This is a genomic window from Hoyosella altamirensis (assembly GCF_014191505.1).
In the GTDB taxonomy this organism is placed as follows: domain Bacteria; phylum Actinomycetota; class Actinomycetes; order Mycobacteriales; family Mycobacteriaceae; genus Hoyosella; species Hoyosella altamirensis.
The window spans coordinates 49,196-74,638 of the sequence record NZ_JACHWS010000004.1; the positions used below are offsets into that span (position 1 = coordinate 49,196).

24 protein-coding genes are annotated in these 25,443 nt (G+C 61.7%); 10 read left to right on the forward strand and 14 right to left on the reverse strand.

What is annotated here, in order from left to right; all coding sequences use genetic code 11:
• The first annotated feature begins 2 nt into the window (after positions 1-2).
• Positions 3-1,484: a flavin-containing monooxygenase gene (locus FHU29_RS19395; RefSeq protein WP_064438477.1), complete on the forward strand. Its 1,482-nt coding sequence runs from the start codon at positions 3-5 to the stop codon at positions 1,482-1,484.
• 77 nt (positions 1,485-1,561) lie between these two features.
• On the opposite strand, the gene FHU29_RS19400 is transcribed toward FHU29_RS19395, so the two are convergent.
• From FHU29_RS19400 to FHU29_RS19415, 4 genes are all read right to left on the reverse strand, one after another.
• Positions 1,562-3,004, reverse strand: coding sequence for an HNH endonuclease signature motif containing protein (locus FHU29_RS19400; protein ID WP_183377624.1), 1,443 nt, complete (start codon positions 3,002-3,004; stop codon positions 1,562-1,564).
• 75 nt (positions 3,005-3,079) lie between these two features.
• Complete coding sequence (locus FHU29_RS19405; RefSeq protein ID WP_064438476.1) at positions 3,080-3,586, reverse strand: hypothetical protein; 507 nt, start codon at positions 3,584-3,586, stop codon at positions 3,080-3,082.
• Between the two features lie 21 nt (positions 3,587-3,607).
• Positions 3,608-4,657 (reverse strand): DNA polymerase III subunit beta family protein, encoded by a 1,050-nt coding sequence (locus FHU29_RS19410; protein WP_064438475.1) that lies wholly within the window; start codon positions 4,655-4,657, stop codon positions 3,608-3,610.
• 62 nt (positions 4,658-4,719) lie between these two features.
• Positions 4,720-5,295 carry a nucleotidyltransferase family protein gene (locus FHU29_RS19415; protein WP_064438474.1) on the reverse strand — a complete coding sequence of 192 codons (576 nt, stop codon included), beginning with the start codon at positions 5,293-5,295 and terminating at the stop codon, positions 4,720-4,722.
• Positions 5,296-5,442: 147 nt separating this feature from the next.
• Here FHU29_RS19415 and uraD point away from each other — a divergent pair, with 147 nt between their 5' ends.
• Together uraD and pucL are read left to right on the forward strand one after the other, a co-directional pair.
• Positions 5,443-5,934 carry a 2-oxo-4-hydroxy-4-carboxy-5-ureidoimidazoline decarboxylase gene (gene uraD, locus FHU29_RS19420; protein ID WP_183377625.1) on the forward strand — a complete coding sequence of 164 codons (492 nt, stop codon included), beginning with the start codon at positions 5,443-5,445 and terminating at the stop codon, positions 5,932-5,934.
• Between the two features lie 17 nt (positions 5,935-5,951).
• The gene (gene pucL, locus FHU29_RS19425; RefSeq protein WP_064438472.1) at positions 5,952-6,860 is read left to right on the forward strand and encodes a factor-independent urate hydroxylase; all 909 of its coding nucleotides are present in this window, start codon (positions 5,952-5,954) and stop codon (positions 6,858-6,860) included.
• 249 nt (positions 6,861-7,109) lie between these two features.
• Here pucL and FHU29_RS19430 read toward each other — a convergent pair whose 3' ends face one another.
• Both FHU29_RS19430 and FHU29_RS19435 read right to left on the reverse strand, forming a co-directional pair.
• Positions 7,110-8,525, reverse strand: coding sequence for an amidohydrolase family protein (locus tag FHU29_RS19430; RefSeq protein ID WP_064438471.1), 1,416 nt, complete (start codon positions 8,523-8,525; stop codon positions 7,110-7,112).
• Positions 8,526-8,565: 40 nt separating this feature from the next.
• Entirely contained in the window at positions 8,566-9,429 is an 864-nt protein-coding gene (locus FHU29_RS19435) for an SDR family oxidoreductase (RefSeq protein WP_064438470.1), read from the reverse strand.
• Positions 9,430-9,498: 69 nt separating this feature from the next.
• On the opposite strand from FHU29_RS19435, the gene FHU29_RS19440 reads away from it, so the two are divergent.
• The 4 genes from FHU29_RS19440 (at position 9,499) to FHU29_RS19455 (ending at position 15,765) form a co-directional block, all read left to right on the forward strand.
• On the forward strand, positions 9,499-10,902 hold the full coding sequence (locus FHU29_RS19440) for an MFS transporter (RefSeq protein ID WP_064438469.1): 1,404 nt from the start codon (positions 9,499-9,501) through the stop codon (positions 10,900-10,902).
• A gap of 66 nt (positions 10,903-10,968) precedes the next feature.
• The gene (locus tag FHU29_RS19445) at positions 10,969-12,324 is read left to right on the forward strand and encodes an 8-oxoguanine deaminase (RefSeq protein WP_423785892.1); all 1,356 of its coding nucleotides are present in this window, start codon (positions 10,969-10,971) and stop codon (positions 12,322-12,324) included.
• Between the two features lie 4 nt (positions 12,325-12,328).
• Positions 12,329-13,129, forward strand: coding sequence for an FAD binding domain-containing protein (locus FHU29_RS19450; RefSeq protein WP_064438467.1), 801 nt, complete (start codon positions 12,329-12,331; stop codon positions 13,127-13,129).
• Positions 13,129-15,765 (forward strand): molybdopterin-dependent oxidoreductase, encoded by a 2,637-nt coding sequence (locus tag FHU29_RS19455; protein ID WP_423785894.1) that lies wholly within the window; start codon positions 13,129-13,131, stop codon positions 15,763-15,765. The genes FHU29_RS19450 and FHU29_RS19455 overlap by 1 nt, the downstream gene beginning before the upstream one ends.
• A gap of 370 nt (positions 15,766-16,135) precedes the next feature.
• Here the strand turns inward: FHU29_RS19455 and FHU29_RS19460 are convergent, their stop codons facing one another.
• Positions 16,136-16,864 (reverse strand): MerR family transcriptional regulator, encoded by a 729-nt coding sequence (locus tag FHU29_RS19460; protein WP_232322838.1) that lies wholly within the window; start codon positions 16,862-16,864, stop codon positions 16,136-16,138.
• Between FHU29_RS19460 and FHU29_RS19465 the strand changes: the two genes are divergently transcribed.
• Positions 16,851-17,300 carry a hypothetical protein gene (locus FHU29_RS19465; RefSeq protein WP_157094864.1) on the forward strand — a complete coding sequence of 150 codons (450 nt, stop codon included), beginning with the start codon at positions 16,851-16,853 and terminating at the stop codon, positions 17,298-17,300. The genes FHU29_RS19460 and FHU29_RS19465 overlap by 14 nt on opposite strands.
• Before the next feature lie 205 nt (positions 17,301-17,505).
• Here FHU29_RS19465 and FHU29_RS19470 read toward each other — a convergent pair whose 3' ends face one another.
• Positions 17,506-17,940 (reverse strand): ArsI/CadI family heavy metal resistance metalloenzyme, encoded by a 435-nt coding sequence (locus FHU29_RS19470; protein ID WP_064438463.1) that lies wholly within the window; start codon positions 17,938-17,940, stop codon positions 17,506-17,508.
• Positions 17,941-18,039: 99 nt separating this feature from the next.
• On the opposite strand from FHU29_RS19470, the gene FHU29_RS19475 reads away from it, so the two are divergent.
• Positions 18,040-18,399 (forward strand): Rv2640c family ArsR-like transcriptional regulator, encoded by a 360-nt coding sequence (locus FHU29_RS19475; RefSeq protein ID WP_064438462.1) that lies wholly within the window; start codon positions 18,040-18,042, stop codon positions 18,397-18,399.
• 99 nt (positions 18,400-18,498) lie between these two features.
• On the opposite strand, the gene FHU29_RS19480 is transcribed toward FHU29_RS19475, so the two are convergent.
• Positions 18,499-19,230 (reverse strand): aspartate/glutamate racemase family protein, encoded by a 732-nt coding sequence (locus tag FHU29_RS19480; protein ID WP_064438461.1) that lies wholly within the window; start codon positions 19,228-19,230, stop codon positions 18,499-18,501.
• Positions 19,227-20,648 carry an NCS1 family transporter gene (locus FHU29_RS19485; protein WP_064438460.1) on the reverse strand — a complete coding sequence of 474 codons (1,422 nt, stop codon included), beginning with the start codon at positions 20,646-20,648 and terminating at the stop codon, positions 19,227-19,229. Before FHU29_RS19485 ends, FHU29_RS19480 begins: the two co-directional genes overlap by 4 nt.
• Before the next feature lie 171 nt (positions 20,649-20,819).
• Here FHU29_RS19485 and FHU29_RS19490 point away from each other — a divergent pair, with 171 nt between their 5' ends.
• Positions 20,820-21,458, forward strand: a complete 639-nt coding sequence (locus FHU29_RS19490) for a DUF5701 family protein (RefSeq protein WP_083962074.1) — start codon at positions 20,820-20,822, stop codon at positions 21,456-21,458.
• 6 nt (positions 21,459-21,464) lie between these two features.
• Here FHU29_RS19490 and puuE read toward each other — a convergent pair whose 3' ends face one another.
• Genes puuE through ku form a run of 4 tightly spaced genes read right to left on the reverse strand, consistent with a single transcriptional unit; the run spans position 21,465 to position 25,404 of the window.
• The gene (gene puuE / locus FHU29_RS19495) at positions 21,465-22,379 is read right to left on the reverse strand and encodes an allantoinase PuuE (protein WP_064438689.1); all 915 of its coding nucleotides are present in this window, start codon (positions 22,377-22,379) and stop codon (positions 21,465-21,467) included.
• Between the two features lie 7 nt (positions 22,380-22,386).
• Positions 22,387-23,394 carry an allantoicase gene (gene alc / locus FHU29_RS19500; protein WP_064438459.1) on the reverse strand — a complete coding sequence of 336 codons (1,008 nt, stop codon included), beginning with the start codon at positions 23,392-23,394 and terminating at the stop codon, positions 22,387-22,389.
• 19 nt (positions 23,395-23,413) lie between these two features.
• The gene (locus FHU29_RS19505) at positions 23,414-24,622 is read right to left on the reverse strand and encodes a DUF6986 family protein (RefSeq protein WP_064438458.1); all 1,209 of its coding nucleotides are present in this window, start codon (positions 24,620-24,622) and stop codon (positions 23,414-23,416) included.
• Complete coding sequence (gene ku, locus FHU29_RS19510; RefSeq protein WP_064438457.1) at positions 24,619-25,404, reverse strand: non-homologous end joining protein Ku; 786 nt, start codon at positions 25,402-25,404, stop codon at positions 24,619-24,621. Before ku ends, FHU29_RS19505 begins: the two co-directional genes overlap by 4 nt.
• Positions 25,405-25,443: the final 39 nt, after the last annotated feature.

The following is a 25,443-nucleotide window of genomic DNA, read 5'->3' on the forward strand; positions in this document are numbered from 1 at the left end:
CTATGGCACCGCAGTACGACGCCGTGATCGTTGGTGCAGGCTTCGGCGGAATGGGCGCGGCGATCGCGCTCAAGGAACTTGGGCTCGGCAACATCCTGATTCTCGAACGCGAAGACGATCTGGGTGGGACGTGGCACGTCAACCGGTATCCGGGCCTCGCCGTGGACATCGCGTCAGTGACCTATTCGTACTCGTTCGAACCGAACCCGCACTGGTCGCGGCTCTTCGCCCCGGGGCCCGAACTGAAGCAGTACGCGGACCACGTGGCGGATAAATACGAGCTGCGTCAGTACATGCGGTTCGGTGCCGTGGTCGGCGGTGGTGTGTGGGACAACGAAGCACGCCAGTGGACAGTGTCAATCGCGGGCCAAGAATCTGTGACTGCTCGGTACCTTCTTACCGCCACGGGCTTCCTTTCGCAGCCGCACACACCGGATATCCCCGGCATCGACACCTTCAATGGCAAGATTATCCATACAACGGCCTGGGATGATTCCTATGATCTGAATGGCCGGAAAGCCGCGATCATCGGAACCGGCGCTACCGCGGTCCAGTTGATCCCGAAACTTGCCCGGCAGGTCGACGAACTGACCGTGTACCAGCGGACCCCAATCTGGGTGACTCCGAAGGTCGACGCCCCGATCCCACGTCCCGTGCAGGAACTGTTCGCGCGACTGCCGTTCACACAGCGCGCTGCCCGCGCCGTGAACACCGCAATTCTGGAAGCAATGATGGTCACCGCAGTGCTGCATTTCCGGCAGGCACGGCTGCTCAACAACACCGCCGCAGCTGTCGCGAAGCTTCACCTGCGTGCACAGGTGAAGGACCCAGAGTTGCGCCGCAAACTCACGCCCGACTACGACTTCGGTTGCAAGCGACCCACCTTCTCAAACGACTACTTTCCGACTTTCAACAAGCCGAATGTTCACTTACAGACCTCGACTATCGAGCGCATCGAGCCGGACGGGATAGTCACCGCGGATGGCCGCAAAGCCAACGTGGACACGCTCATCCTGGCGACAGGCTTCAACCTTTGGGACGTCAACTTCCCTGCGATCGAGATCATCGGAAGGGAAGGGCGCAACCTCGGTAAGTGGTGGCGTGAGAACCGCTTTCAGGCATTCGAAGGCATCAGCGTGCCGCAGTTCCCGAACTACCTCACGTTGGCGAGCCCCTACTCTTACAGTGGCCTCTCGTACTTCACAACCATTGAGGTCCAGATGAAGCACCTGAAACGGCTCCTCAACGAAGTGAAGCGACGCGGCGCGACGACCTTCGAGGTCACAGAAGAAGCCAACGCGGAGTACCTCGACCGGATGACTGAAAAACTCGGCGATTCTGTGTTTTACCAGGGCAATTGCCAAACCTCGCGCAGCTACTACTTCAACCAGCACGGCGAGGCGGCGATATTGCGGGCCACGTCGACGATCACCGCGCACCGTGAAGCTGAGCGGTTCCCGCTGGAAAGCTACAACTACGCATAAACCTGCGCACGGTGATGGAGCACGTGACCGGCAACAGGTGAGGGCCAGCAACACGCGCCATGGTGAACCCTTGTGCGTTAGAACGGTTCTTCACTGCCAGCGGCTTGTTCACTGCGTTGCCGGTTCCGTCGGCGTTCGGCACGGATGCGGGCGGCGCGGCGAGTGTCTGGCGTAGTGGAGCGGCCCGCAGTCTGACGGTCTCTGCTGGGTGGCCGCGTGTTTGCGCCGGTGATGTGCTGGATCGGACCGGTACGGTCGGTGTAGTACTTGTGTCCGGTGGGCGCGGTGAAGTCTAGAGCGCCGGACGCATCACGTTTGATGGTCCATTCGCCGTATGTCTTCAGGCGGTGGTGTCCACGGCAGAACGGCCCGAGATTTTCCAGAGTGGTGTGCCCGCCGGATTCGGGATCGTCCCATTTGAATGCTTTCAAGTGGTCGATATCGCAGTTCCAGGCGGGAACGTCGCAGTTCAGCCACTGGCAATGCCCGTAGATCGCACGGACCAAATCAGCAAGATCGCGGCCGGGGCGGTACTCTAACGCGCGCTTTCCGGGCCCACTGCTCGGCGTTCGCAGGGGCCGGATCGTCGCGTCTCCGGCAAGACCACGCGCGTACTCCGCGTCGATCAGCCCATGTCCCTCCAGAAATGCTGGGCTCTGATCGGACGGGTCAGTAAGGGTCTGCTCGGTCATGACTACGTGTACAAGAGTCTTGCGCGCGACCAGGCGGTGGTCGTCGGTGCTGTTCGGGCAGCCAGCCGACTCGCAATGGCAGATGAGGTGGTGTTCCCCTCGGCACAGCGCCAGCAGCGCGTCCGCTCGGCGGGCCTGGAACGTGCGCGGATCGTTCGCGCAAACGCCTTGAGCCATCTCGGTGAGGCGCCCGTCGATGAAACGGCCCCCATCGGCGGGTAGCGCAGCGAACAGATGCGCCATGCCGTCTTCGACCGGCGAGATCTCGACGCATCTATCGGCGTGTGCCCGTTCCCGCCTCCGCCGGATTCCCTCCGGGTCATGCCGCAGAATGACACGGTCAACAAGATCATGCAGCCGACGGCCGATTACTGCGTGCCGACCTGGCTGCAGGACGTGGGAAAGGACCTCAGTTTCGACAGCAGCGATCGTCTCATCGGTGACATTTGTCGTGCGTGAATCGAGCTGCGTGACCTGCTGCACGGACAATTCTCCACGAGCCATCGCTTCGCGAGTCCTTCGCAGGCGGGTACGCAGGGAGTGTCCAAGTCCGATGAGGCGTCCTGCCGCCCGCCGTCCGATTGACAGTGCCGCCGCGACCTCAGCTTCGGCACGTTCATGCGCGGTCGAATGCCACGTGTGCGGCGGATCGACATGCTCGGCGGCGCGCCGATCAAACAACTCTGCCGCAGCAGCCAGTTTGCGCTCACACGCGATCGTTTCCAGCCGCTGCCAAGCTACGGCCAGGTCAACGAGGTCAGCGTCAGGAACTGCGGCGGCGTCAGGCAGCCCCACCTCCGCCACGGCCCTCAGTAAGCGATCGAACACATGAACGATAGTAGCGGCCACCACTGACAGCTTTTGCAGCTGTCGCCGACGGTGGTCAAGGGTGCATTCTGCGCATCATGAAGAAGGACCCGGTGCAGATACGCGTGGTGCGGTGCTTCGCTGACTTATGGCGTCGGCGACCTCATCGATAGCAGTGCGAATCGAGTCACCGTAGTCACCGTCGGGCAGACTCGAGAGGCGTTGTCTGGCGGCGGCGGCGTGGGCGGCGGCTGCATCGAAGGAACTGAGTCGACGGTAATTGTCCGCCAGATTCAGGTGCAGTGATGGGTAGAAGCCCGCGATGTGCAGGCTTGCATGGTGCTCCTGAACCCGTTGGTCGGTCAGGGCGTCGGCCGCGTCGAGTGCGCGTACGTCCCATACCAGGGCTTCCGCGGGATCACTGTAGAGGTCAGCCAGGTAGTGCGCGAGAGTGCAGCGGTGCAAGGGGTCGCCGAGGATGCCGATTTCAGACCATAGGGCGAGCAGTTTTTCCCGAGCGGACGCGAGTCCGCCGGCTCTGCCTTCGATGACGGCCTGGGTGATGGCATGCATAGTCCCGTCGGGGCTTGGGTGTGTTGTCATCGGAGTACTCCTTACATCGCGTCAGGCGTCGTGATCGGGTTTGACGGGCATAGCCAAGGTGGTGAGATCGCCGCGGTCGGCGGACCGGATCGTGACGGGCTGGTTTGGCCCGCGCAGGTCGAGCATTACCTCGGGTCCGATCGCAGTGCTGACAGCCGGGTAGAACGTGGTCAGATGGAAAGAGATACGCAGAGCGGCTCCCGTTACAGCGGCCGGGAGAGATTGGCTTGGCTGTTTGTCGTCTGTAAGGAAATTCAGGGCAGAGCCGGTCACGTCCAGCGTGATCAGTTCGCGGACGCTTTCTTCCATGGCCCGCAGGAGTAGGGCCTTAGAGACGGTGGCACGAGTCGTGGCCTCGGGCACGGCTGCCAGCATCGCCCGATAGTCGGGGAACTGCTCCGAAAGGAGTATGCAGTGCAGATCTTCTCGCTCCCTTGACCGCAGCCAGATTCCGCCCGTCGACGCTTCAACGCGCACGATTGCGCAGCGGCGTACCTCGGCGGCCGCGACCCGCAGGCCGTCGCCATCAACGGTCGCGGACCATGTGGTCGATGCCGGTTCATCGGGGACTAGGGTGCGCGTCGAGAGCCGGTACCGGTCCGTTGCGGTGAGGGTGACCGCTTCTGGGCTGGCCTCCAGATAGAGGCCACCGAGTACCGGCATCGTCGTGTCACTGGCTGTCGCGGTCAAGACTTGCTCGACCGCGTCGGCTAACACCGGCCCCTTCAGCACGGCTATCAGCAAACTGGGCAAGTCTGTCAGCTTTTCGGTGAGCTGGGCCGCTTTTCTCCGCGCCGCGGCGGCATCCCCGAGGATCTTCGCGACGTGCTCGTCGATCATCCGGGCCACCTCGTCGGGGCCCGCGTCGAGAGCTGCCCTGACTGCGGGTAATGGCATGGCGATCTCACGGAGCTGCCGAAGCGTATCCGCCCGCGCCAGCTGGTCAGGATGGTAATAACGGTAACCTGAAACTGGGTCGATCTCGGCAGGCAGAAGCACTGCAGAGTCGGCATAGAACCGCAGCGCGCTCGGGGTCAGGCCAGTGCGCCTGGCGAAGTCCCCGATGGGCATCAGATTAGATGGTTGCACCCCGTCATCATCGACCTTCAACCAACTCGAAGCTCAAATGACGACTACGTCTGCTGAGGGTTCCAATCGATATCAGCACCCGTCGCGAGGTCGCCGCACTCGACGAGGTGGACGTTGTGTGTCCGAAGGTAGTTTCCTGCGCCGGTATCGCCTGTGAGGGACCTGGTAAGTGCCGGCCAATGAGATCGTCCTATAGCGACTGGGTGGCCGGGGACGCCCCTGAAGCTCACCCTCGCAAGGGTGTGAACTCCACTGTGCACGGACAGCAGTCGGGCGACAACGTCAGCCCCTACATCGGGTGTGTCGACGATGTGCAGAACAAGCGTGTGGCAGGTACCTGCGGTGCTCGCAGCAGCGACCGCTGCCCGCACTGATTGACTCAAACCGTGGAACCACTCAGGGACGTAGAGTTCCAGTGCCGGTGCCGGAATTGGAGGCCGAGCGGCGCCCGTCGTCACCCAAACGGCGGCGCACCCCCCGTCAGCCAGGGCATTGATAGCAGATTCCAGCCATCTCCCGTGCTCGGCAAGTATCTTCGGCCGGCCGTAGCGACGGCCTGATCCCGCCGCGAGAACGACGCCTATGGCCCTTAGCCTCTCGCGTCTGATCTGGCTGTCCATGTGTCCTACAGCTTTCCCGTCATTCGGCTGAAACAGATGACGCCCATTCTCGCCTGAGAGCCACATTGCGCCTGATTGAGGTAGCGAAAATCCCTAACTACCGATTTGATGATCTAGTGGTACATGCGATTCAGTTCGGAGGTGACCGTGACGCGACCCAAGCTGGATGCGTTCAATGCACTGCCATACGACGACGCTGTCGCTGAGCTGCACCGCTGTTGCTCGTCGAGGCGGTGGACAACAACTGTCGCGGCGGCGCGGCCCTATGCCAGTGTGAACGAGCTGCTGAACGAAGCGCAGGAAGCGTTCACCCGATTGAGTGATGCTGACTACCGCGAGGGTGTCGCTGGGCACCCGCGCATCGGAGATCGAACCGCAACCGGCCACTCGAGCTCTGAGCAGGCCCACGTCGCCACCGCTGGGCGAGAACTCATCGGAGAGCTCACAAGGAAGAACGAACAGTACGAGACGCGCTTCGGTTTCGTCTACCTGGTCTTTGCGCACGGACGTCGGGCGGACGAGCTCCTTGCGATACTCAACGAGCGCCTCGAAAACGAGCAACCGGCAGAGTGGCACAACGCATGCGAGGAACTGGTCAAGATCACTTTGCACCGGTTACGGCAACTGGTGTCCGACTAACGGAATGAGGGTGAACGGTGAATATCTCTCTCGGTGAGAACCAGTACGGCAAAGCTGAAAATCGCGTGGTGCGCATCTACCGCGATACTCCCCGGCATGAGATTCGGGATCTCACCGTCTCAACGGCACTGCGCGGGGATTTCGCCGTCGCGCATACCGAGGGGGACCAGTCGCCCGTCCTTCCGACCGATACGCAGAAGCAGACCGTGTATGCCTTCGCGAAGACTCACGGCGGCGGCACGATCGAGGAGTACGGCATTGCGCTTGCGCGGCACTTCGTCAACGACGTGGCACCCGTCAACGAGGCGCGCATCGAGATCGACGAGCACGCGTGGGACCGTGCGATCGTCGATGGCGCAGAACACGAACACGCCTGGACACGACGCGGGCCAGACGTACGGACAGCTGCGGTGACTGTGTCGGGGTCAGGTGCAGCACAACGAATCTGGGTTGTTGGTGGCATTCGGGATCTCGTGCTCCTCAAATCAACGGGCTCCGAGTTTCGTGACTTTCTCCGCGACGAGTTCACTGTGCTGGAACCCACGACGGACCGGGTCATGGCGACGTCGCTCGTCGCGCAATGGCGCTTCACGGACATCAACACCGACTGGGACGAGGTTTTTGCGTCCGTGCGCAGGACGATCGTGGAGACGTTCGCCACGCACCATTCCCTTGCCCTCCAGCAAACGCTCTACGCGATTGGCAAGAACGTGCTCGAGGCTCATCGCGAACTCGTCGAAATGCGGCTCTCAGCACCAAACAAGCATCACTTTCTCTACGATTTGGAGCGCTTCGGGATCGAGAACCGTAACGAAGTTTTCCACGCGGATGACCGGCCGTACGGGCTGATCCAGGCGTCGGTTGTTCGGGATGACGCTTCAGATCCCGGTCGTGCATGGGTGCCGCAACTCGGCTGGCTCACCTGACGAGGTGAACACTGCATGACGTGCGAATGAAGTGCCGTTGTTACGGCGTGGCATCGCACGCACGGCGATTATTTGCGCGTACAAAGGAATGCGCTCGGGTAATCGCTTTGGGGGGTGAAGGATGACGTCTTCCGATTCGCTGGCGTTCGCCGTGGGCGCGGTTGCGGTGTCCATCGTGCTGATCTGTGCGGGCGCATGTCTTACGGTCTACATCGTCGCGGTCGCGCGAGGCCGGATCCGGAGCTGGAATCAACTGCCAGCGAAAACGCCTGCCCCGGGCTCGCCTGCCGAAATCTCGCGACCTGCGACGTACACGCCGGTGATCGCCGATTCCCGCATCGTCATCAACAGGGCGAACGCAAGAGATTCCGCGGAACCGCCGGCCGAATCGAGCGACTTGGACAGCGGCGCCCACCTGCGCGGATCGACAACGAGGAAGTCAGCATCTTTCCCCGCATCGAGGTTGCCGAATCGGGCTTCCATATCGAGCGCTCTTGCGCCCGCGATAGTTGCCGTGAACAGGAGCGCTGCTGGATCGATTGCTGTTGCGGCAGGGGCCTTCTCGCTGATGTGTACTTTGAAACAATCATTGGCGACGCGGCTGATCAGCCATTCGTCACCAGCGCCGACATCAGAACCCAACGCCACTGTCACCCCGCTACGGACCGTTCTGAGCCATGGCATCGTGCCGGAGCCGAGGAACAATTGGGACGTGGGACAGTGGGCAATAGACGTTCCAGTGTCTGCGAGGCGCGCAAGTTCGCTGTCGGTGCAATGCACGGCATGCGCGAGGATGCTCCGCCTCCCCAGCAACGATCGTCCACTAGGAATCGAGCCCGGGAGAAAGGCACCGTCATACGTGTCGAGGTAGCGTGCGGTGCCGAAATCGCGGCAGACAGCGTCAACCTCCCCAGTGCCAGGCGCGTCATTCTCACTCAGGTGCGAGTGGAAGTACACCCCCTTGTTACGCAATTCGTCGTAGAGGTCCCCCAGCCACCGCAAGGTCTGGGTGGTCACGGACAGCGAAAATCGCGGCACCAGAGCCACCTGCAGGCGGGCGTGGTCAGGACGATCCGGCTGATCGGCACAATGCCAACGTTCGAACTCGGCGCGGCACATGTCCTCAGCTTCGCGCTCGCCGGTCATCAGCGGTGCCGCCGTCACCGGCCCACGCGTCTGAATGCCGCGACCACTGACCATCCGCAACCCGGATAGTGCCGTTTCTTCAAAAAGTGCATCCTGTGCTTCGGGGAAAGCGGAACCGAACACCATTGCAGCCGTTGTCCCGGCGCGGATGCGCGCCGAACAAAACGCCTGCGCCGCCCGGCGCGCAAACGCGGGATCACTGAGACGAGACTCAGCCGGGAAGATGCAGCGATCTAACCAGTTCAGCAGCGTTCCCCCGCCATATGCTGCGACCGAGAAGACCTGTGGAAAATGAACGTGCGCGTCGACGAAGCCGGGAATCAGAAACGCCGGCCGATGGTCGCGCACCACGGCGATGCGGAACCGGTCTGGCAGCCTGCGGTAAGGGCCGGAGTAGAGAATGCGACCGAGCGCGTCGACCACGAGGGCGCCATCGGATTCGCAGACGAGAGCGTCACGGGCTTTCCTGATCGCTGGGCTGCCTGTGATGTGAAGTAGATGCCCACGGTGGACGTGCACTCACAAACAGTCGCACATTGCGGAGCGTTCGGCAGCGTGACTACAACAGCCGTTCCACTCGCTCGCTCACTGACCGTCCCAGCTGGTGCACTTCCTCTTCGATCAGGGAGATCATCGGACGCGCGAATTTGCTGGCAAGGGCCAGTCCGGGGCCTGACTGCAGTAGTGCACGCATCCAGTACACGAGGCGGACGGAGCCAGGCACATAGATTCGTCTGCGCCGGTTCTCGATGCCATCGGCAACCATTTTCGCGCAGGTCTCCAGCGTGGTGGTGGAGTGCAGGGGCCACGGCAAGACCTGTCGCATCTGCTGGAAGCTGCTGAGATCAGACTCCGCGTCGCGGACCATGTCAGTGTCAATCCATGACGGATGCGCGCAGCCGACGCGGACGCCCAAGCCGTCAACCTCGGTAGCCAGCGCGGACGAGAACGCTTCCGCGCCCGCCTTGCTCGCGGCGTACGCAGCCAGGCCAGCAATCGGCGCGAAGCTGGCTACGGACGCGATCACCAGAACGTATCCGCGTCGCTCAATGATCGCTGGCAGCGCTGCGCGCACAGTGCGAAAGGCGCCGGTGAGATTGATATCAATAGTCCGGGCGAAGGCTTCCGGATCAGTGACGCGCACCGTACCGAACGACGCGATACCGGCATTCGCTATGACCGCATCGATCCCACCGAAGCGCTCGACTGCGCCGGTGACAGCAGCCTCCAGCTGTTCCTGGCTGGTGACATCAGCGACGAAGGACGCAGCGTTCGGCCCGATTTCACGCGCTAACGAGGCCAGTTCTTCGGGTTCGATCCCCGTGAGCGCGACATTCCAGCCTCGGGCGGCGAGTTCCTGAGCAACCGCCGCCCCGATTCCGCGGGACGCACCAGTGATCAGGGCGGTCTTTCCAGTTGACATTCCTGAACTCTACGCGACCTGGACCTCAGCTAATGAGAGAAATCTGGCACGCGCCGATAAGCTCAGTCCATGACAGCGAGCCCGCTTCAGGGACACGGACGTCGCAACGACGAACTCGTCGGGACAGCCAACAAGCCACGGCAGGTCATCTCGTGGGGCCTATGGGATGCAGGAAACTCGTCGTTCCATGCTCTGATCGTCACCTTCGTGTTCGCCGTGTACCTGGTGAACACGGTTGGTGAGAACATCACAGGCCCGTTTGCAGCGTCAACCTGGCTGGCGTGGTCGATGGCGGTCGGCGGAATCATCATCGCCGTGCTCGCGCCCGTGACAGGGCAGCGATCCGATGCGACTGGGCGGCGCAAGCGAACTCTCGCGTTCCTCACCATTGGAACCGTCGTGTGCATGTTCGGCATGTTCTTTGTTCGTAATAGTGAGGCGCCGTTCACCGTCAATCTGGGTTTCACCGAGTTCCAGGTTGAGTTCTATTACTTCTGGCTCGGCCTGATTCTGCTGGCGCTCGCCGCCGCGTTTTCGGAACTCGCCAACGTCCCGTACTACGCGATGCTGCGTCAGGTTTCGCGTCCCGAGTCAATCGGCCGAATTTCCGGTTTTGCTTGGTCACTTGGCTATTTCGGTGGGATCTTCCTGCTGCTCTTCTCATTCTTCGGTTTCATTTCCGGCGACGGTGACACTCGCGGATTCTTCGGGCTGAGTACCGACGAGGGTTTCAATGTCCGCATGGTCGTGATCATGGCGGCAGTGTGGTTCGCGGTCCTTGCTGTCCCACTTTTTCTGACTATTCCCGAGTTGCCACCCGATCCGCGAGCTCCCAAGCGGGCATCCATCAAGCAGTCGTATGCGAAGGTTTTCCGCGACGTGAAAACGTTGTACCGGGAGGACCGCCGCACCGTCTTGTTCCTGCTTGCGCAAGGTGTTTTCCGGGACGGGCTTTCTGGGGTGTTCGCCTTCGGTGCGATTCTCGCGGTTACTGTCTACGGCATCACCGAGTCTGACGTGCTGCTGTTCGGTGCGGCGGCGAACATCGTCGCTGGTATCGGCGCGGTGTCTGCAGGCTTCTTCGACGACAAGTTCGGGCCGAAAGCGGTGATCGCGACGGGTCTGACCGCGATGATCGCGGCCGGTGTGGTGCTGCTGTTCGCTGAAGGCCCGATGATGTTCTGGATTTTTGGTCTCGTTCTCACGTTCTGGGTTGGTCCGATCCAGTCCGCTTCCCGAACTTTCCTCGTTCGTCTCACCCCACCTGGCCTGGAAGGGCAGATGTTCGGCTTGTACCTGATGGTGGGACGCGCCGTTTCGTTCCTGACACCTGCGCTGTTCGGCCTGTTCGTGTGGCTATTCGCAGGTGACCGCTACGGCATCCTTGGCATCATTCTTGTCCTTGCCGCCGGCCTTGCGCTTTTGCTGGCAGTGAAGAAGCCCGATCAGCTTGGTGTCGGAGTCGCGCGGTAGGCGGCGATCAGACTTTCCTGGGGAAACGTCACCAGCGTGTAATACAGCATCACTAGATTCATGACTATGGCGGTGACGAAGGTAATCCGGGGCGCTCGGATCGTGACAATGGACCCCCAGCGGCGTGAGCTGTCGGGCAGTGTCGTCATCGAGGGCAACCTCATCACCGCGGTAGGTGACGAGCCTGAACTGCCCGACCGTGTCACCGTCATCGACGGACGTGGCTGCGTGCTCACGCCTGGGCTCGTTAATACGCATCATCATCTATATCAGTGGCTGACGCGTGGGCACGCGGTGGACCAGGACCTGTTCAACTGGCTCGTCGCGTTGTATCCGGTGTGGAAGGGTGTCGACCCGGACATGGTGTACACAGCTGCTGTCGCGTCGCTTGCGCAGCTCGCGCAGACCGGATGCACCTCGACGACGGACCATCATTACGTGTTTCCCAAAGGGCAATCTGGAGACATTCTCGGCAGTGAAATCACCGCTGCCGCAGCAGTTGGCATGCGATTCCACCCGACGCGTGGCTCCATGGATCTCGGCCGCAGCGACGGTGGTTTGCCCCCAGATGAAATCGTCCAGTCGACGGACGAGATTCTCGAGGCGAGTGAAAAGGCCATCGCCGAGTGGCACGACCCCTCACCGGCGTCGATGCTGCGGATCGGTCTCGCGCCTTGCTCACCGTTCTCTGCCAGTGCGGACCTGATGCGCGAATCTGCTGTGCTTGCGCGCGAACGGAGCGTGCGGCTGCACACTCACCTCGCGGAGACAGCGGCGGAGGTCGAGTTCTGCAAGACGCACCTCGGCGGAAGTCCACTTGAGTATGTCGCGGACCTGGGCTGGACCGGTCCGGACGTGTGGTTCGCGCATGCCATCCATCTGGATGACGATGCGATCGCAATGATGGCTGAAACGGGCACGTCCATAGCCCACTGTCCGACGTCGAACGCCCGTCTCGGCGCGGGCATAGCGCGCGTCCGGGACCTCCTTCACGCCGGTGTGCACGTGGGGCTCGGTGTGGATGGTGCCGCGAGCAACGAAGGCACCTCGATGGTCGAAGAGTTGCGGCACGCTCTGCTCTTCGCGCGCGCACGCGACGGCGCTGATGCGATGACCGCGCGGCAGGCTCTCGAGCTGGGAACGATCGGGGGCGCTGCGGTCCTGGGCAGATCGAGCGAACTCGGATCAATCGAGCCGGGCAAGCTGGCGGATTTGGCGTTGTGGCGAATCGACGGCCTCGCTCACTCCGGTATCGACGATCCGGTTGTCGCGCTAGTCATGGGCGCCCCGCCGCTCGTCGAAAGGCTCATCGTCGATGGCCGTGTCATCGTGGAAGAAGGCAACGTGGTCACCGCTGATGCCGAGAAAGCGGCGAAGGTGGTGCTCACCGCACAGCGCGTTCTCGGGCAGCGGACGGGGTGACGTAGTGGATTTGCCGACAATCGAAGCGGTTGTGACCGCGCGTTCTCGTGACGACCTGCGCGGAATGGCGCAGGGCGACGGCATAGTCGCGGGTGGCACATGGATATTCTCCGAACCGCAGAACCATCTGACACGGCTGGTCGACCTGACAACAATGGGCTGGACGCCGCTGACAGTCACCCCCGGGGACGCTGAGGGTCTCGAAATCGCCGCGACCTGCACAATCGAAGAGCTGATCTCGTACCAGTACCCGCGGGACTGGGTCGCGACCGCACTGTTCCGCCAATGCGCGGAGTCGCTTCTGGCCTCGTTCAAGGTGTGGAAAGCAGCGACCGTCGGGGGCAACATCTGTATGGGATTGCCTGCTGGATCGATGATTTCGCTCACCGCCGCTCTTGATGCGACGCTGCTCATCTGGTGTCCTGATGGTTCGGAACGGACGTCGTCGGTACTGGACTTCGTCGTGGGTGACAACCGCACCACCCTGCGGTCCGGTGAGGTGCTGCGCAGTATCCACATCCCTGCGGCGGCATTACGGAGTCGCGCAGTTCTGCGTCGTATTTCACTCGCGCCTCTTGGACGTTCCGGATCACTGGTGATTGCCCGTGTGACGGCGAGCGGTCCGCAGATCTGTGTATCGGGCGCGACTGACCGGCCGTACATCGTTCCCGCGAGCATGTCCCTTTACGAGGCGATTCCGGAGACCGCCTGGTACACGGACGCGCACGGCACGGCCGACTGGCGCCGGAGCGTCACAGCACTGCTCGTGGAAGAGTCGCTGGCTGAGATCGGCAGTCCCACATGATTACCGTCAATGGATCTGTCGCGCCCGACGAGCCAAAGCCGGGGCAGTGTCTGCGCAGCTTCCTGCGTGAACAGCACTGCTTCGACGTCAAGAAGGGCTGTGACGCGGGCGACTGCGGCGCCTGCACAGTGCTAGTCGACGGTGACCCCGTGCATTCCTGCATCACACCTGCTTACCGCGTAGCGGGCAAGGATGTCGTGACCGCGTCCGGTCTTGATCATCCGATCCAGCAGCAATTCGTCGATGCGATGGCTTTCCAGTGCGGATACTGCACTCCCGGCATGGTGGTGACCGGAAGCGCGCTCACAGATCAGCAGCGCAACGACCTGCCCAGTGCGCTGAAGGGAAACTTGTGCCGCTGCACTGGATATCGATCCATCAGCGCCGCCTTCGCCGGCGAGAAAACGGAATCGGTGCGCCCGCCCGCAGCGGATCGGGTGGTCCGCGGAACGGAGCCGTACACACTCGACACCCAGGTCGAGGGGCTCTTGCATGTTGCTGTTCTCGGCAGTCCCCACCCGCATGCGAGGATCACGCGGATCGACACGTCGCGTGCCCAGATGATGCCGGGCGTGGTCACGGTTCTGACGCATACCGATAGTCCCGCAACGAAGTACTCGAGTGCGCGCCACCACTTCTATACCGACGACCCGGAGGACGCGACGGTGTTCGACCGCGTCGTCCGTCACGTCGGCCAGCGGGTTGCAGCCGTTGTCGCCGAGTCGAGCATTCAGGCTCAGCGCGCGTGCGCGGCAATCGACGTCGAGTATGAGCTTCTCCCGGCAGTTTTTGACGCTGAACGGGCAACGGCAGCGGATGCTCCTGTCCTGCACCCTGATGTCTCACAGCTCAACATTGTCGCGGAACTGCACGGAGAGACCGGTGATGTTGCCGCCGCCGTCGCTCGGGCTGAGAGCGACGGTGCTGTCGTTAGCGGCGTGTGGCGCACGGCGCGCGTGCAGCACGTCCACATGGAGACTCACGCAAGCATCGGCTGGATCGACGCCAACGATCGGCTGGTCATCCGGACGAGCAGTCAGGTGCCGTTTCTGACTCGCGATGAGCTAGCCCGCATTTTTGGCCGTCCCAAGGAATCGATCCGTGTCTTCACCGCTCGCGTAGGCGGAGGATTCGGTGCGAAGCAAGAAATGTTCACGGAAGATGTTGTTGCCCTTGCAGTCTTGAAGACGCGACGACCGGTGCAATATGAATACACTCGCTCTGAGGAGTTTTACCGGGCGGCGTGCCGGCATCCGATGCGGATCAGGGTGACAGCCGCAGCGGACGAGATTGGCACGCTCACAGCATTATCGGTGGATGTGCTGTCCGACGCTGGCGCCTACGGGAATCACAGTCCCGGCGTGATGTTCCACGGCTGCAGTGAGTCCGTTGCGCAGTACCGCTGCGAAAACAAACGTGTTGACGCCCTCGCTGTCTATACGAACAACCCGCCATCGGGCGCGTTTCGCGGTTACGGACTGGGGCAGTTGATGTTCGGGATCGAGAGTGCACTCGACGACCTCGCGCGAAAACTCGGGATCGATCCGTTCGAGTTCCGCCGCCGCAACGTCGTCCGTCCCGGTGATGCTTTTGTGGATGCTGCGCTGCACGAGGATGACCTGACGTTCGGGAGCTACGGATTCGATCAGTGTCTTGACCTCGCAGAGGCGGCGCTGCGTCGCGAACCAGTGCCCGACGTGCCGCGGCATGTTCGGGTGGGCGAGGGCATGGCTGCATCAATGATCGCGACTATTCCCCCGCGCGGGCACATCGCTCACGCAACGGTGGCTCTTGACGAAACCGGTGGCGTGACAGTGCGAGTGGGTACCGCAGAATTCGGGAACGGCACGACCACAGTGCATGCACAACTCGCTGCGCGCGTGCTGGGGATTGCTGTCGCTGATGTACGGATCCTGCAGTCAGATACTGACCTGGTTGAGCATGACACCGGTGCATTCGGGTCAGCAGGCATCGTGGTCGCCGGAAAGGCGGTATACGACGCGGCACGCGGTCTTGCTGCGCGAATTCGTGCTGTCGCTCGGGACCTGACGAGTCCGAACGTCTCGGAAGACCTCAGGCTCGAAGGCGGCGTCGTGGTGTGTGGCGGGCGGGAGGTCCAGTTTAGCGAGATCGCCGCGCACGCCGGTCCACTGGAGGCATCCGCTCAGCACGACGGGACGCCCAGGTCTGTCGCGTTCAACGTGCACGCATTCCGGGTTGCCGTCGACACCCGAACCGGTGTGGTTGACATCCTTAAGTCTGTGCACAGCGCGGACGCGGGCACGGTGCTCAATCAGGAACAATGCCGAGCGCAGATCGAAGGAGGTGTAGCGCAGGCGCTGGGCTCAGCACTGTGGGAAGAAATCCCGGTGCAGGACGGTGAACCCCAGGTCAGCACACTGCGCAACTATCACATTCCGCAGTATGCCGATGTTCCGGAGACCGAGGTGTATTTCGCCGATACCTACGATGATCTGGGCCCACTTGGTGCGAAGTCGATGAGCGAATCGCCCTACAATCCCGTCGCGCCAGCGCTTGCCAATGCCATTCGTGACGCCGTGGGAGTGCGGATGCGCGAGCTGCCAATGAACGCGGTGCGCGTGTGGCGAGCGATTGCCACAGTCCAGAAATACTGACAAGGCTGCATGAGAGGCGAGTCAGATGAGCTCGCCGGCACCGACAAGGTAGCTGGCTGGGGAAGGGGAGTTGGGCTGCGGGTGATTTCTTGTCGTGGTAATCGGTGAGGGGGCTACGACATCGCTCGACGAACAACACGCTTAGCGCCGGATTCTGGTGAATGCTACCTACTGCAACGCTCGCGTCGGCGTCGGCGTCGGCGGCGAGCTCAGCGGCAAGGGCTCGGCCGGTTTAGTGTGGTGTCTCGGCAGGATCTGGAGCGCTAGCCGGGTACCGCATTGGCGCTGCTGCGGCTTCGGAGCTTCCCCTCCGCACTGGCCGCGGAGGGGAAGCTCCATTATCCGGGATACCCGGGTTCCGGGCCGAGGACTATTCGCCGAGCCGCTCGTCCGCGTAGACGACCATCGCGTCCCGCTGATACTCGGCCAGGCCTTCGGCGATCTCCTCGTAGTTCGCCTTGAACCGCTCGTTATCCACATACATCTGCCCCAGGCATTTGTACGCGTCCCGGTTGGGGGTCCACATGCGGCATATGCCCTGGTATTGCAGGTGGATCTCTGCCTGGACCGCCAGGTCACCGACCGGGGTTCCTGCGGCCATGAACTCGGCCATACGGATCATCGCCGCGGTCAGCTCACGCTGCATACGCTCGACGTCCTCGGAGGTCATTGTTGCGGTGTTGCGCTGAGACTGCTCGAACTCCTCCGGCCAGCGTTCGCGGGCCTCGTCGTCGAACTGCGTGTGGTCGAAGCCCTCGAACAGGTTCTCCGGGCGGTTGATCTTGACTGTCATATCCGTCTTCCCTTCGAGTTCGGCGATGGTGTGCGCCACGGTGTCGGCCATCCGCGTCAGTCGGTTGCGCTCTCCAATGAGGCGGACGTGCTGGCGTTTGAGGGCGGCGAGCGTGTCCGGCTCGGAGTCCACCGCCTCGGCGATCTCGGCGAGGCCCAGGCCGAGTTCGCGCAGGACGAGGATCTGCTGCAACCGCAGCAGTTGCGCATCCTCGTAGTAGCGGTAGCCGTTGGTGCCCACGTGGGCGGGCGCGAGCAATCCGATGTCGTCGTAATGCCGCAAGGTGCGGGCGGTGACGCCCGACATCCTCGCCACATCCGCGATCGACCAGCTCATGGTGCTTCCCATCTTCCGTGAGGCCGGTCCGTCCGGCCTCGTCTTCGACCGTAAAAGTTGCCGTTACGTGAAGGTCAAGCAGAATGCGCCGGATCAGCTGAGAATTCGGTTCGCCCGCCGCATCGTCGCTGATGACGACCACAGACTCCTCATCCCGTCGGCACCGACCCCCCGGACGTCGACACCATCGCGGGCCGCCGTCGAGTTTCAAGAGATCCCCGGCCGCTACCGCATCATCCAGGGAGTAGCCCGATGTCACCTGTCGCGGCGACGCGAAGCCGGGTCGGTGGCCGCCTGCCGACTCGGCCGACACCCTGGTGTACTTCGCGAAGCCGCGCACCTAGGAGTGCCCGGACAGCGCCATCCGCATCGGCGTGAACGGCGCCGGTCTCAGCGGCGTGGGTGAGCTTGCTGTGTCGCAACTGGTGGGCGCGGACGAGCGCAACGACGTCCTTACCTACATTTGTTTTTACGGTGGGGCCTTAACCTGCTCGACCCTGTCTGGATGAATCACTGCGCGATCACGCTGCGTCACTCGTCGCCTAACCGCTAATGCTGTGGGATGGCGGCATAGACCGAGGTTTGGCGAGTAGTTGCCCGTCGCTGCGGTTCTACGCTGATTCGCAGGCACACCCGTGCACGGGATCGTCGGCTAGCAACTCGGCGTTTGTACCGAATTTTTCGGTGTCGGCGAGCACGGTGTACACCTCCCACTTTTCACCGCCGGGACCGGTGACCCACACCTTGTCCTGTGTGGCGTAGCAGCACGTCGTGCCGATTTGTTCTTCAGTGAAGAAGCCCGCCTCGCTGAGTCGGTCGATTTCGCTGTGCACTTTGTCGCTCGATTCCACCTCGACGCCGAGATGGTTGAGCGTGCCACCGCTGCCGGGATTCTCGATCAGCACAAGTTTGAGGGGCGGTTCCGCGACAGCGAAGTTTGCATAACCCGGCTTGCGTTTAGCGGGGCTGGTGCCGAAGAGCTTCGAGTAGAACGCCACCGCGACGTCGATGTCGTCAACGTTGAGTGCGAGCTGGATGCGTGACATAACAGAACCTCCACCTGTGAGACATATGTCAAATTACTTGGACAAGGTCGATCCTCCCACCTTTTCGATATATGTCAAGAAGTCTGGCACTATGGGATTATGCCCAAGGCCTTGCCCGTTGTTGATATGTCTAGACCGGTGTGCTGCGACCCTGTCGCTGCTCGCGCCATCAGCGACGAAGACGCACTGCACGTGGCACTCCGGCTGAAGTCACTCGCGGACCCTGCGCGTGTGAAACTCCTGTCGCTGCTGCTCACCAGCCCCGACGGCGCGGAATGCACCTGCGATCTCGCCACTGCGGTCGGTCTGAGTGAGTCCACCGTGAGTCACCACCTGGGTCAGCTCCGCCGCGCTGGACTCACCGAATCGGAGCGGCGAGGCATGAACGTCTACCACCGGGTACGGAGAGAGTCACTGGCTGCGCTGTGCTTCGTACTGGACCCGAACTGCTGCGGGTGACGCCGTGCCTCTCAGCACAAATCCATCTGCACATGTCAACAGAATGGCCCCCTGGGGAGCGTTTCCGTTTACCTGCGCAGATGGATTTGCCAATCGGCACTATCGCAAGGGCCAGCCCCGTAGCTGTTTCGGCCGGGGCGTCGCATAGGTTCGCACCTTGCTCGTCGACAGTCCCAGCGAGACCAGCGATTCCGCCAGCTTCACCGCCGCGGCCACGCCGTCGACCACCGGGACAGAAGTAGCTTCTCGTACAGCCTCATCGAGCCCGGTCATCCCGCCGCAGCCAAGGATGATGACTTCCGCTCCGTCGAGTTCAACGGCGTGCGTCGCCTGAGTGACGATCGAATCGATCGCAAGGTCAGGAGATTTGTCGAGTTCGAGTACCGATAGCCCGCTTGCACGAACGGACGCGCACTGGGTGTGCAATCCGGCGAGCAGCAGCCGCCCCTCGATCAGGGGCACGGTCCGATCAAGAGTCGTGATGACCGAGTAAGTGCGACCTACCAGGCAAGCTACGTGCGCCGCCGCCTCGGTGATGTCAAGCACGGGGACGTCAAGCAGTTCCTGCAGGCCCTCGCGGCCGTGTTCCCCAAACCCAGCCAGGATGACGGCGTGAAAGTCATCCCCGCATTTCTCGCGGTACGCGACGACGCGGTCCATCACTGCGACTGCCGCCAGGTAACTCTCGAAGTTGCCCTCCACTGATTCTGCTCCGAAGAACGGAGTCAGCGGGACAATCTCGGTGCCCTTAGCCGCTGCCGAGGCCGCCCGGGCGCCGATCAACGAGGTCATCGCGTCAGTGGTATTGACATTGACAACGAGGATCTTCAACGCCGCTCCGCACGTTCCCCGGAACGGGTACCTGCAGCGTCGTCAGCGGCGGGCAGGAACCGTCGAGACGACGGCCAGAACTTCATCAGCAAGTAGTAACACAGCCCTGCTGGCAGTAAGCCCGCGTAGAACGAAATATCCGAAAAGGTGAAGGCAGTAGCGATGCCGATGCCTACCGAAATCAACGCTGTGTAGTTGACACCTCGGTACGCTCCGGACGCATCGTAGAGCTTGATCAGGTTCAGGGCTCGTCGCCGCACGAAGTAGTAGTCAACGACCATCACCGCGAAGATAGGGCCCAAGAACGCTGAGTACGTCTGCACGAAGATCTGCAGCCCATCAGCTGACTCCTCCCGGACGAGCAGCCAGGGGAAAGTCGCGAAGGCCAGCAGCCCGACCAGGACTGTCGCGACCCGGTACGGGACCTTGAAGATATCCATGAGGACATAGGTCGGCGGTACGACGTTATTGAGAACGTTAGTGGTGACCTGCGCGAATGCGATGAAAACGAGGGTGATCACAAGCAAGGGAGTGTTGTCGACAGCGTTGGAGAACACCTGAATCGGATCGACTACACCCGTCGCACCTGACACCATCAGCCCGATCAAGCCCATAAATACGGTCACTGGGAGGATCGCGGCCGTGTAGATCGTGAGGAGTAGACCGGGACGTGAGCCAGGTGTGTGCTCACGTGAGTAATCACTGACGTTGATCATCATGGTCGCGTAAATACCGAGGAAGAGCATGGTCGCACCCCAGAAGGGCGTGCCCCATGTTCCGTCGACGGAAAGCAGATTGGTTTCAATCTCGGCGCCGTAGCGATTGAGAACGCTCACGAACATGTACACCAGCGCCGCAAGGATGAAGATCGCACCGACGTTTTCGAGCCATTTGATTCCCTTGAATCCGAAGATCGAAAGCGCGATCTGCAAGAACTGGAATGCGATGAAGTACAGGACGAGGTTGTCGAATCCGAAGAGAACTGCGGAGACCTGATTTATCGCGGCAGCTCCAACCCAGCTCTGAAAGCCATACCAAACTAGAGCCGGGACCGCGCGCACCAGACCGGGAATGCGCGTTCCGGTGAAGCCGAACGAGCTGCGCGCCTGCACCATGAACGGAATGCCGTACTTATACCCGGCAGCGCCATTGAGGACTAAACCAAGACCGATGACCAAGCATCCGATCGAAATCGCCACGAGCAGCTGGATGAGATTGAGAGTGCCGACGAGGCTGGAGCCCATGGTAAATGTCCCTATCGAGACACAACCGCCCATCCACATCAGGAGGTAGGACGTGCGCCCCACGATTCGCACCTTTTGCGGGCCCAGGGACTCTTGACCAGCTGTTTTTGTGTGCAGTACTTCGGGCGGAGACCCGGCAGGGTTTCCGGTACCAGGGTCATGTGAAGTCAGCATTGTGCACCTGCCTGCGGGGGACGATGATCGGCCTGACCCAGAACAGTAGGAAGACTCTGTTGCAGCGATGTGCCGTCGCGTCACAAGCTGATGAAGGCACGAATATATTCGCGGGAACATTTCTCGTACGATGTACGTTAATTGGGGGTCGCGACAGAAAGTGGGGCTCACATGACGACCGCTGAACTGACCAAGGAAGCCGCTGAAGCAGAGGTCAACCGTCAGATTGATAATCTCCGGCTTGCCCTCACCGCCGCAGGGCGTTCCGATGAGGTGCTCGCCGAAACCGAAGATCTGCGGGATGCACTGATTAGAGAAACAACCGGTTCCGCGCTGCCCGAACCAGCCCGCGTCCCGTTCGCGCTGGTGCTGCACCGCAGCGTACTTCCAGTGTCCGAGGTCGTTCCCTCGCTTCGCTTCGGGAGTCGGCCAGGGTTCATCTCAGCCGACACGGCCGATATTGACACGTTCACAGCGATTACTGACCTCGACATTCCTGACACGCACTTGTATGCGGTGATCGACATCGATCGAGGGGGCGCTACCCGGAACTGGACGCCAGACGAAGCGATGTCGAAATTCGCCAATGAAGATCGCAGTCCGCTCACCGTCGAGGAAGGAGCCGCGTTCCTGCTCCACTACCCAGAGTCGCTCGAGAAAAACAACTGTATCCAGACCCCCGGCTCGCGCTGCGGCGATCGCCGTGTACCGGGAATATGGATCAGCAACAGAGCGCCGAAACTGGGCTTCTGCTGGGCGGGGAACCGGCACACATGGCTGGGGATCGCGTCCTGCGCCAGCCGGATCTGACGGCGCCTATTTCGCTGGGTGTACCCGACGCCAATGCTCCGCGATATCGATGCGCCGGGTCACCCACACCTCCTCATTGCCTTGCACGTAGTCGAGGAAGCGTTCCAGGGCCGCCGCGCGAGAGGGGCGCCCAACTATCCGGCAATGCAAACCCACGGACATCATTTTGGGTGCACCCTCGCGGCCCTCCCGGTACAGCACGTCGAACGCGTCGCGCAGGTGCGCGAAGAACTCCTCGCCATTCGCGAAACCTGCAGGTGAGGCAAAACGCATATCGTTCGTTTCCAGGGTGTACGGGACAACCAGGTGTTTGACCAGGCTGTCACCCAGGGGAACATCTACCCAGTAGGGAAGGTCGTCCGCGTAGGAATCGGCGTCATAGGTGAAGCCACCGTGCTCCACGACAAGCCGCCGGGTGTTTGGCGAATCGCGCCCCGTGTACCAGCCAAGCGGTGCCGCACCCGTGAGGTCGCGAATGATCCCGACTGCCTCGGCCATGTGGGCTCGTTCGATTTCGGGGTCGAGTTGCTGGTAGCTGATCCAGCGCAGTCCATGGCTGGCGATCTCGTGGCCGAGTTCACCGAAGGCTGCTGCTGCCTCGGGATTCCGTTCAAGAGCGCGGGCAACCGCGAAGACGGTCAGAGGAAGTCCGCGCCGCTCGAAGATGCGCAGAATCCGCCACACACCAGCCCGGGAACCGTATTCGTACAGAGACTCCATGCTCATGTGCCGGTCCGGATAAGACTGCGCGAAAACGATGTCCGACAGGAATGTTTCCGAACCGGCATCACCATCGAGCACGGAGTTCTCGCCGCCTTCCTCATAATTGAGGACAAACTGGACAGCCACTTTCGCGCCACCCGGCCACTGCGGGTCGGGAGGCTTCTTGCCGTAGCCGATCAAATCACGCGGGTAAGTCATGTCCATCTCACCTCGGCTCCGTCAGTGCGGCAAGACCTGCGGGAGTGAGCGTCCCCCATGCGCGCAGCCTGCTCAGCCCACCGTCCGGGTAGATATCCAGCCGAAGATCCGTCACGCCAGCTTCGTCGTCTACACGGAACCGATGCCGGGTATCAGGCTGAAGAGCAGTGCGTGGCAACAACTCCACCCACTCGTCTCCGACACGGCCTCGTACCGACGCGGCCCCCGGCGCATTGTGGAGGAAACAGGTGGTGTCCAGCTCTACGACGCGAAGCGCGGCTTCCGCAGCCAGATGTACCTCAACCCAGTCGTTGCTCGACTCCCATTCACCGGATGGAAACCGCCTGCGGGAGGTTTCCCAGCCATCACCCATCACCCGCGCGTAGCCCGGCATCAGCAGGTTGTGCGGTGAGCTATAGAACCAGTTGGAGCAGCCAGTGACATGTCCGCCATTTTCGAGTGCGGCGACATCGACGGGGCCCGCGGTAAGAAACTCGGGATCGGGCGCCCCGTAGCCATGGACGCGTAGTCGGGCGACGCCCCCATCTGGATGCAAAGTCAGCTTGACGTGCGTAAAGCGCCGCTCATCTGAGACGGGGAACATGTTCGCGGAATCACCAGTCACGGCGGTGCGCAACACAAGTGGCTCCCACTTAGCCTCGTCGCGCAGCGTTTCGGGGGACGGATAACCGGCGACCGCCGCCGCCTCCAGAGAGATTTCGGGAGGATAGTTACCGGTAAAGAATGCGGTGTCCACAACGACGCCGTGAATCACTCCAGGCACACCGAGGCGCACGATCGCTTCGTCACATCCAGGTTCACGACGGCGCCTCGTCTCCCACCCGTCGTACACCTGCCCCTTATGGCCAAACGTTGCAGGGCTATAGCCAGGCGGCAGCGGGCGAATGAGATTCTCTTTCTCAGCGAACGACTCGTCGTTCGCCCACACCACCGAGCCTCCTAAGCTGCGAACCGCAAGATCTGGCAGCTGGGTGAACTTCGGCGCGTCAGTCACGGGGCCTCCAGATAACAATTCAGGGAATATCGGGCAGCGTTCGCTGCACTAGCTCCTCCAGTATCCCCGTGCTGCTGTGAGAACTCAGCGCGACAACGTCTGCCTCCTCGAACGCGCCGCAGTCAAGACCCCGGAGCACCACTGTGGCTAGCGCCTGCGCGGTCGCGGGTTCGTCGACAACTCCGCCTGACTGGCGCTGCAGGTAACTCTCCAGCCGCGGGGCCGCCACGACTAGTGATTCACGGTAAAAACCGAACGTGGCAAGCCAACGGGTGACGAGGTGACCGGGGTGCATATCCCAGCCCTGGTAGAAACCGTTCGCGAGGGACCGTGTCACCAGCCGATGGTGATTGCGGAGAGCCGACTCCTGCTGTTTCTCGTCGCCTGCAGGGACGATCTGAGTCGATCCGTCACACACCCAAACCCCCGTTTGAGCAGCAGCAGCGAGCATGACTGCTTTCGCGTGGTCAGCGACCGGGTGGTCGAGCGACTGGTGCTGCGGGGCGATCCCGCAGGCAGCGCTGTAGTCATATGTGCCGAAATGCAGTCCGGTGCAGCGGCCTTCCGAAGCGTGAAGCGCGGCGGCGAGTGGAACGGCGCCGTCAGCGGCGATCACGGCCTGCGGCGACTCAATCTGCAGCTCAAACTTCAGCGCTCCGTCGCTGAGGCCGTGAACCCGCTCAAACTCGCGGCAGAGTGCGACAACAGCAGGAACTTGGTCAGCGTGACGAAGCTTGGGCACGGTGAAGGCGAACCCGGCCGGCACGCCGCCTGCGCCAGCGAGAACTGCTTCAAGCGTCTGGACGAGCCGGTGACGTTCGTGGGGAGCGAGTCCTTTCGGGCGAATACCGCAGCTCTGCGGCCCATCTTCCTGGCGCGAGAGTCGTTGCAGCACTTCCCCGGCGCGCAACGCATGCCGATTCTCTATTGCATCATCACGCCAGCCGTATCCGTCTTCAAAGTCGAACCGTAAATCCTGAATGGGTCTTTCGCTCAATCGGTCAATGACACGGGGGAGTACCCCATGTGCATCAAGCTTTTGGAGCAGATCGTGGTGCGTCTCGACCAGGCCAAGAGCCTGTGCCGCCCAGGCTTGTGTGATGGCTTCGGATGCGTCCGCGCCGCTGACATACACGGTGTGCGGCGGCTGGCCCAGGCGAAAAGGGGTGGGGTAGTGCTGGTCGAGAAATTGGTCAACAGGGGCGAGCAAAGCGTCGAGATTGATCATTTCTTTTGACTGCTCGCCTTCAGCGTCGCTTCTAGCGAAGCGAGAAGGTCGGAGACGTCCTTATCGAGACTTTCACCGGCGGGTTCAGGTGGTGTATAGGACTCGCCTTGTGCGAGTTTGTTCTCGATGAGTTCACGCAGCTTTTCCTGGTATTCGTCGGCATGCTGGTCGGGCTCGAAATCCTTCGTCATAGAGTCGACGACTTGATTGGCCATGTCGAGTTCGGCCTTGCTGATCTTCGCCTCTTTCTCGAGTGAGGAGAATTCGGGATCGCGGATCTCGTCGGGCCACAGCAGCGTCTGCACCATCAGCGTTTTTCCTTTGACGCGCAATGCGGCAAGTCGTGTCTTGCTGCGCAGTGCGAAATGCGCGATCGCGATGCGGTCAGTCCCGGCGAGAGTCTTCTGCAGCAGTTGATATGCCTTGGTTGATTTGCCGTCGGGTTCGAGATAGTACGCACGATCGAACATGACCGGGTCGAGCTGGTCAGCGGGTACGAACTCGACGACTTCGATTTCGCGGGTGATGTCTTTGGGTATGCTCGCCAGGTCCTCATCAGTGATGATGACCATTTCGTCATCATCGGAGGTGTACGCCTTCGCTATGTCCCGGAATTCGACCTGCTTTCCGCATTCTTCGCAAATCCGGCGATATCTGATGCGCCCACGGTCCTCTGCGTGAACCTGGTGGAAACTGATGTCGTGGTCTTCTGTCGCCGCGTACACCTTCACGGGCACGTTGACGAGCCCGAAAGTGAGTGCACCTTTCCATATTGAGCGCATGATCTTAGTATTGCCGACAACCTGTTCCGGGGGTAGCCA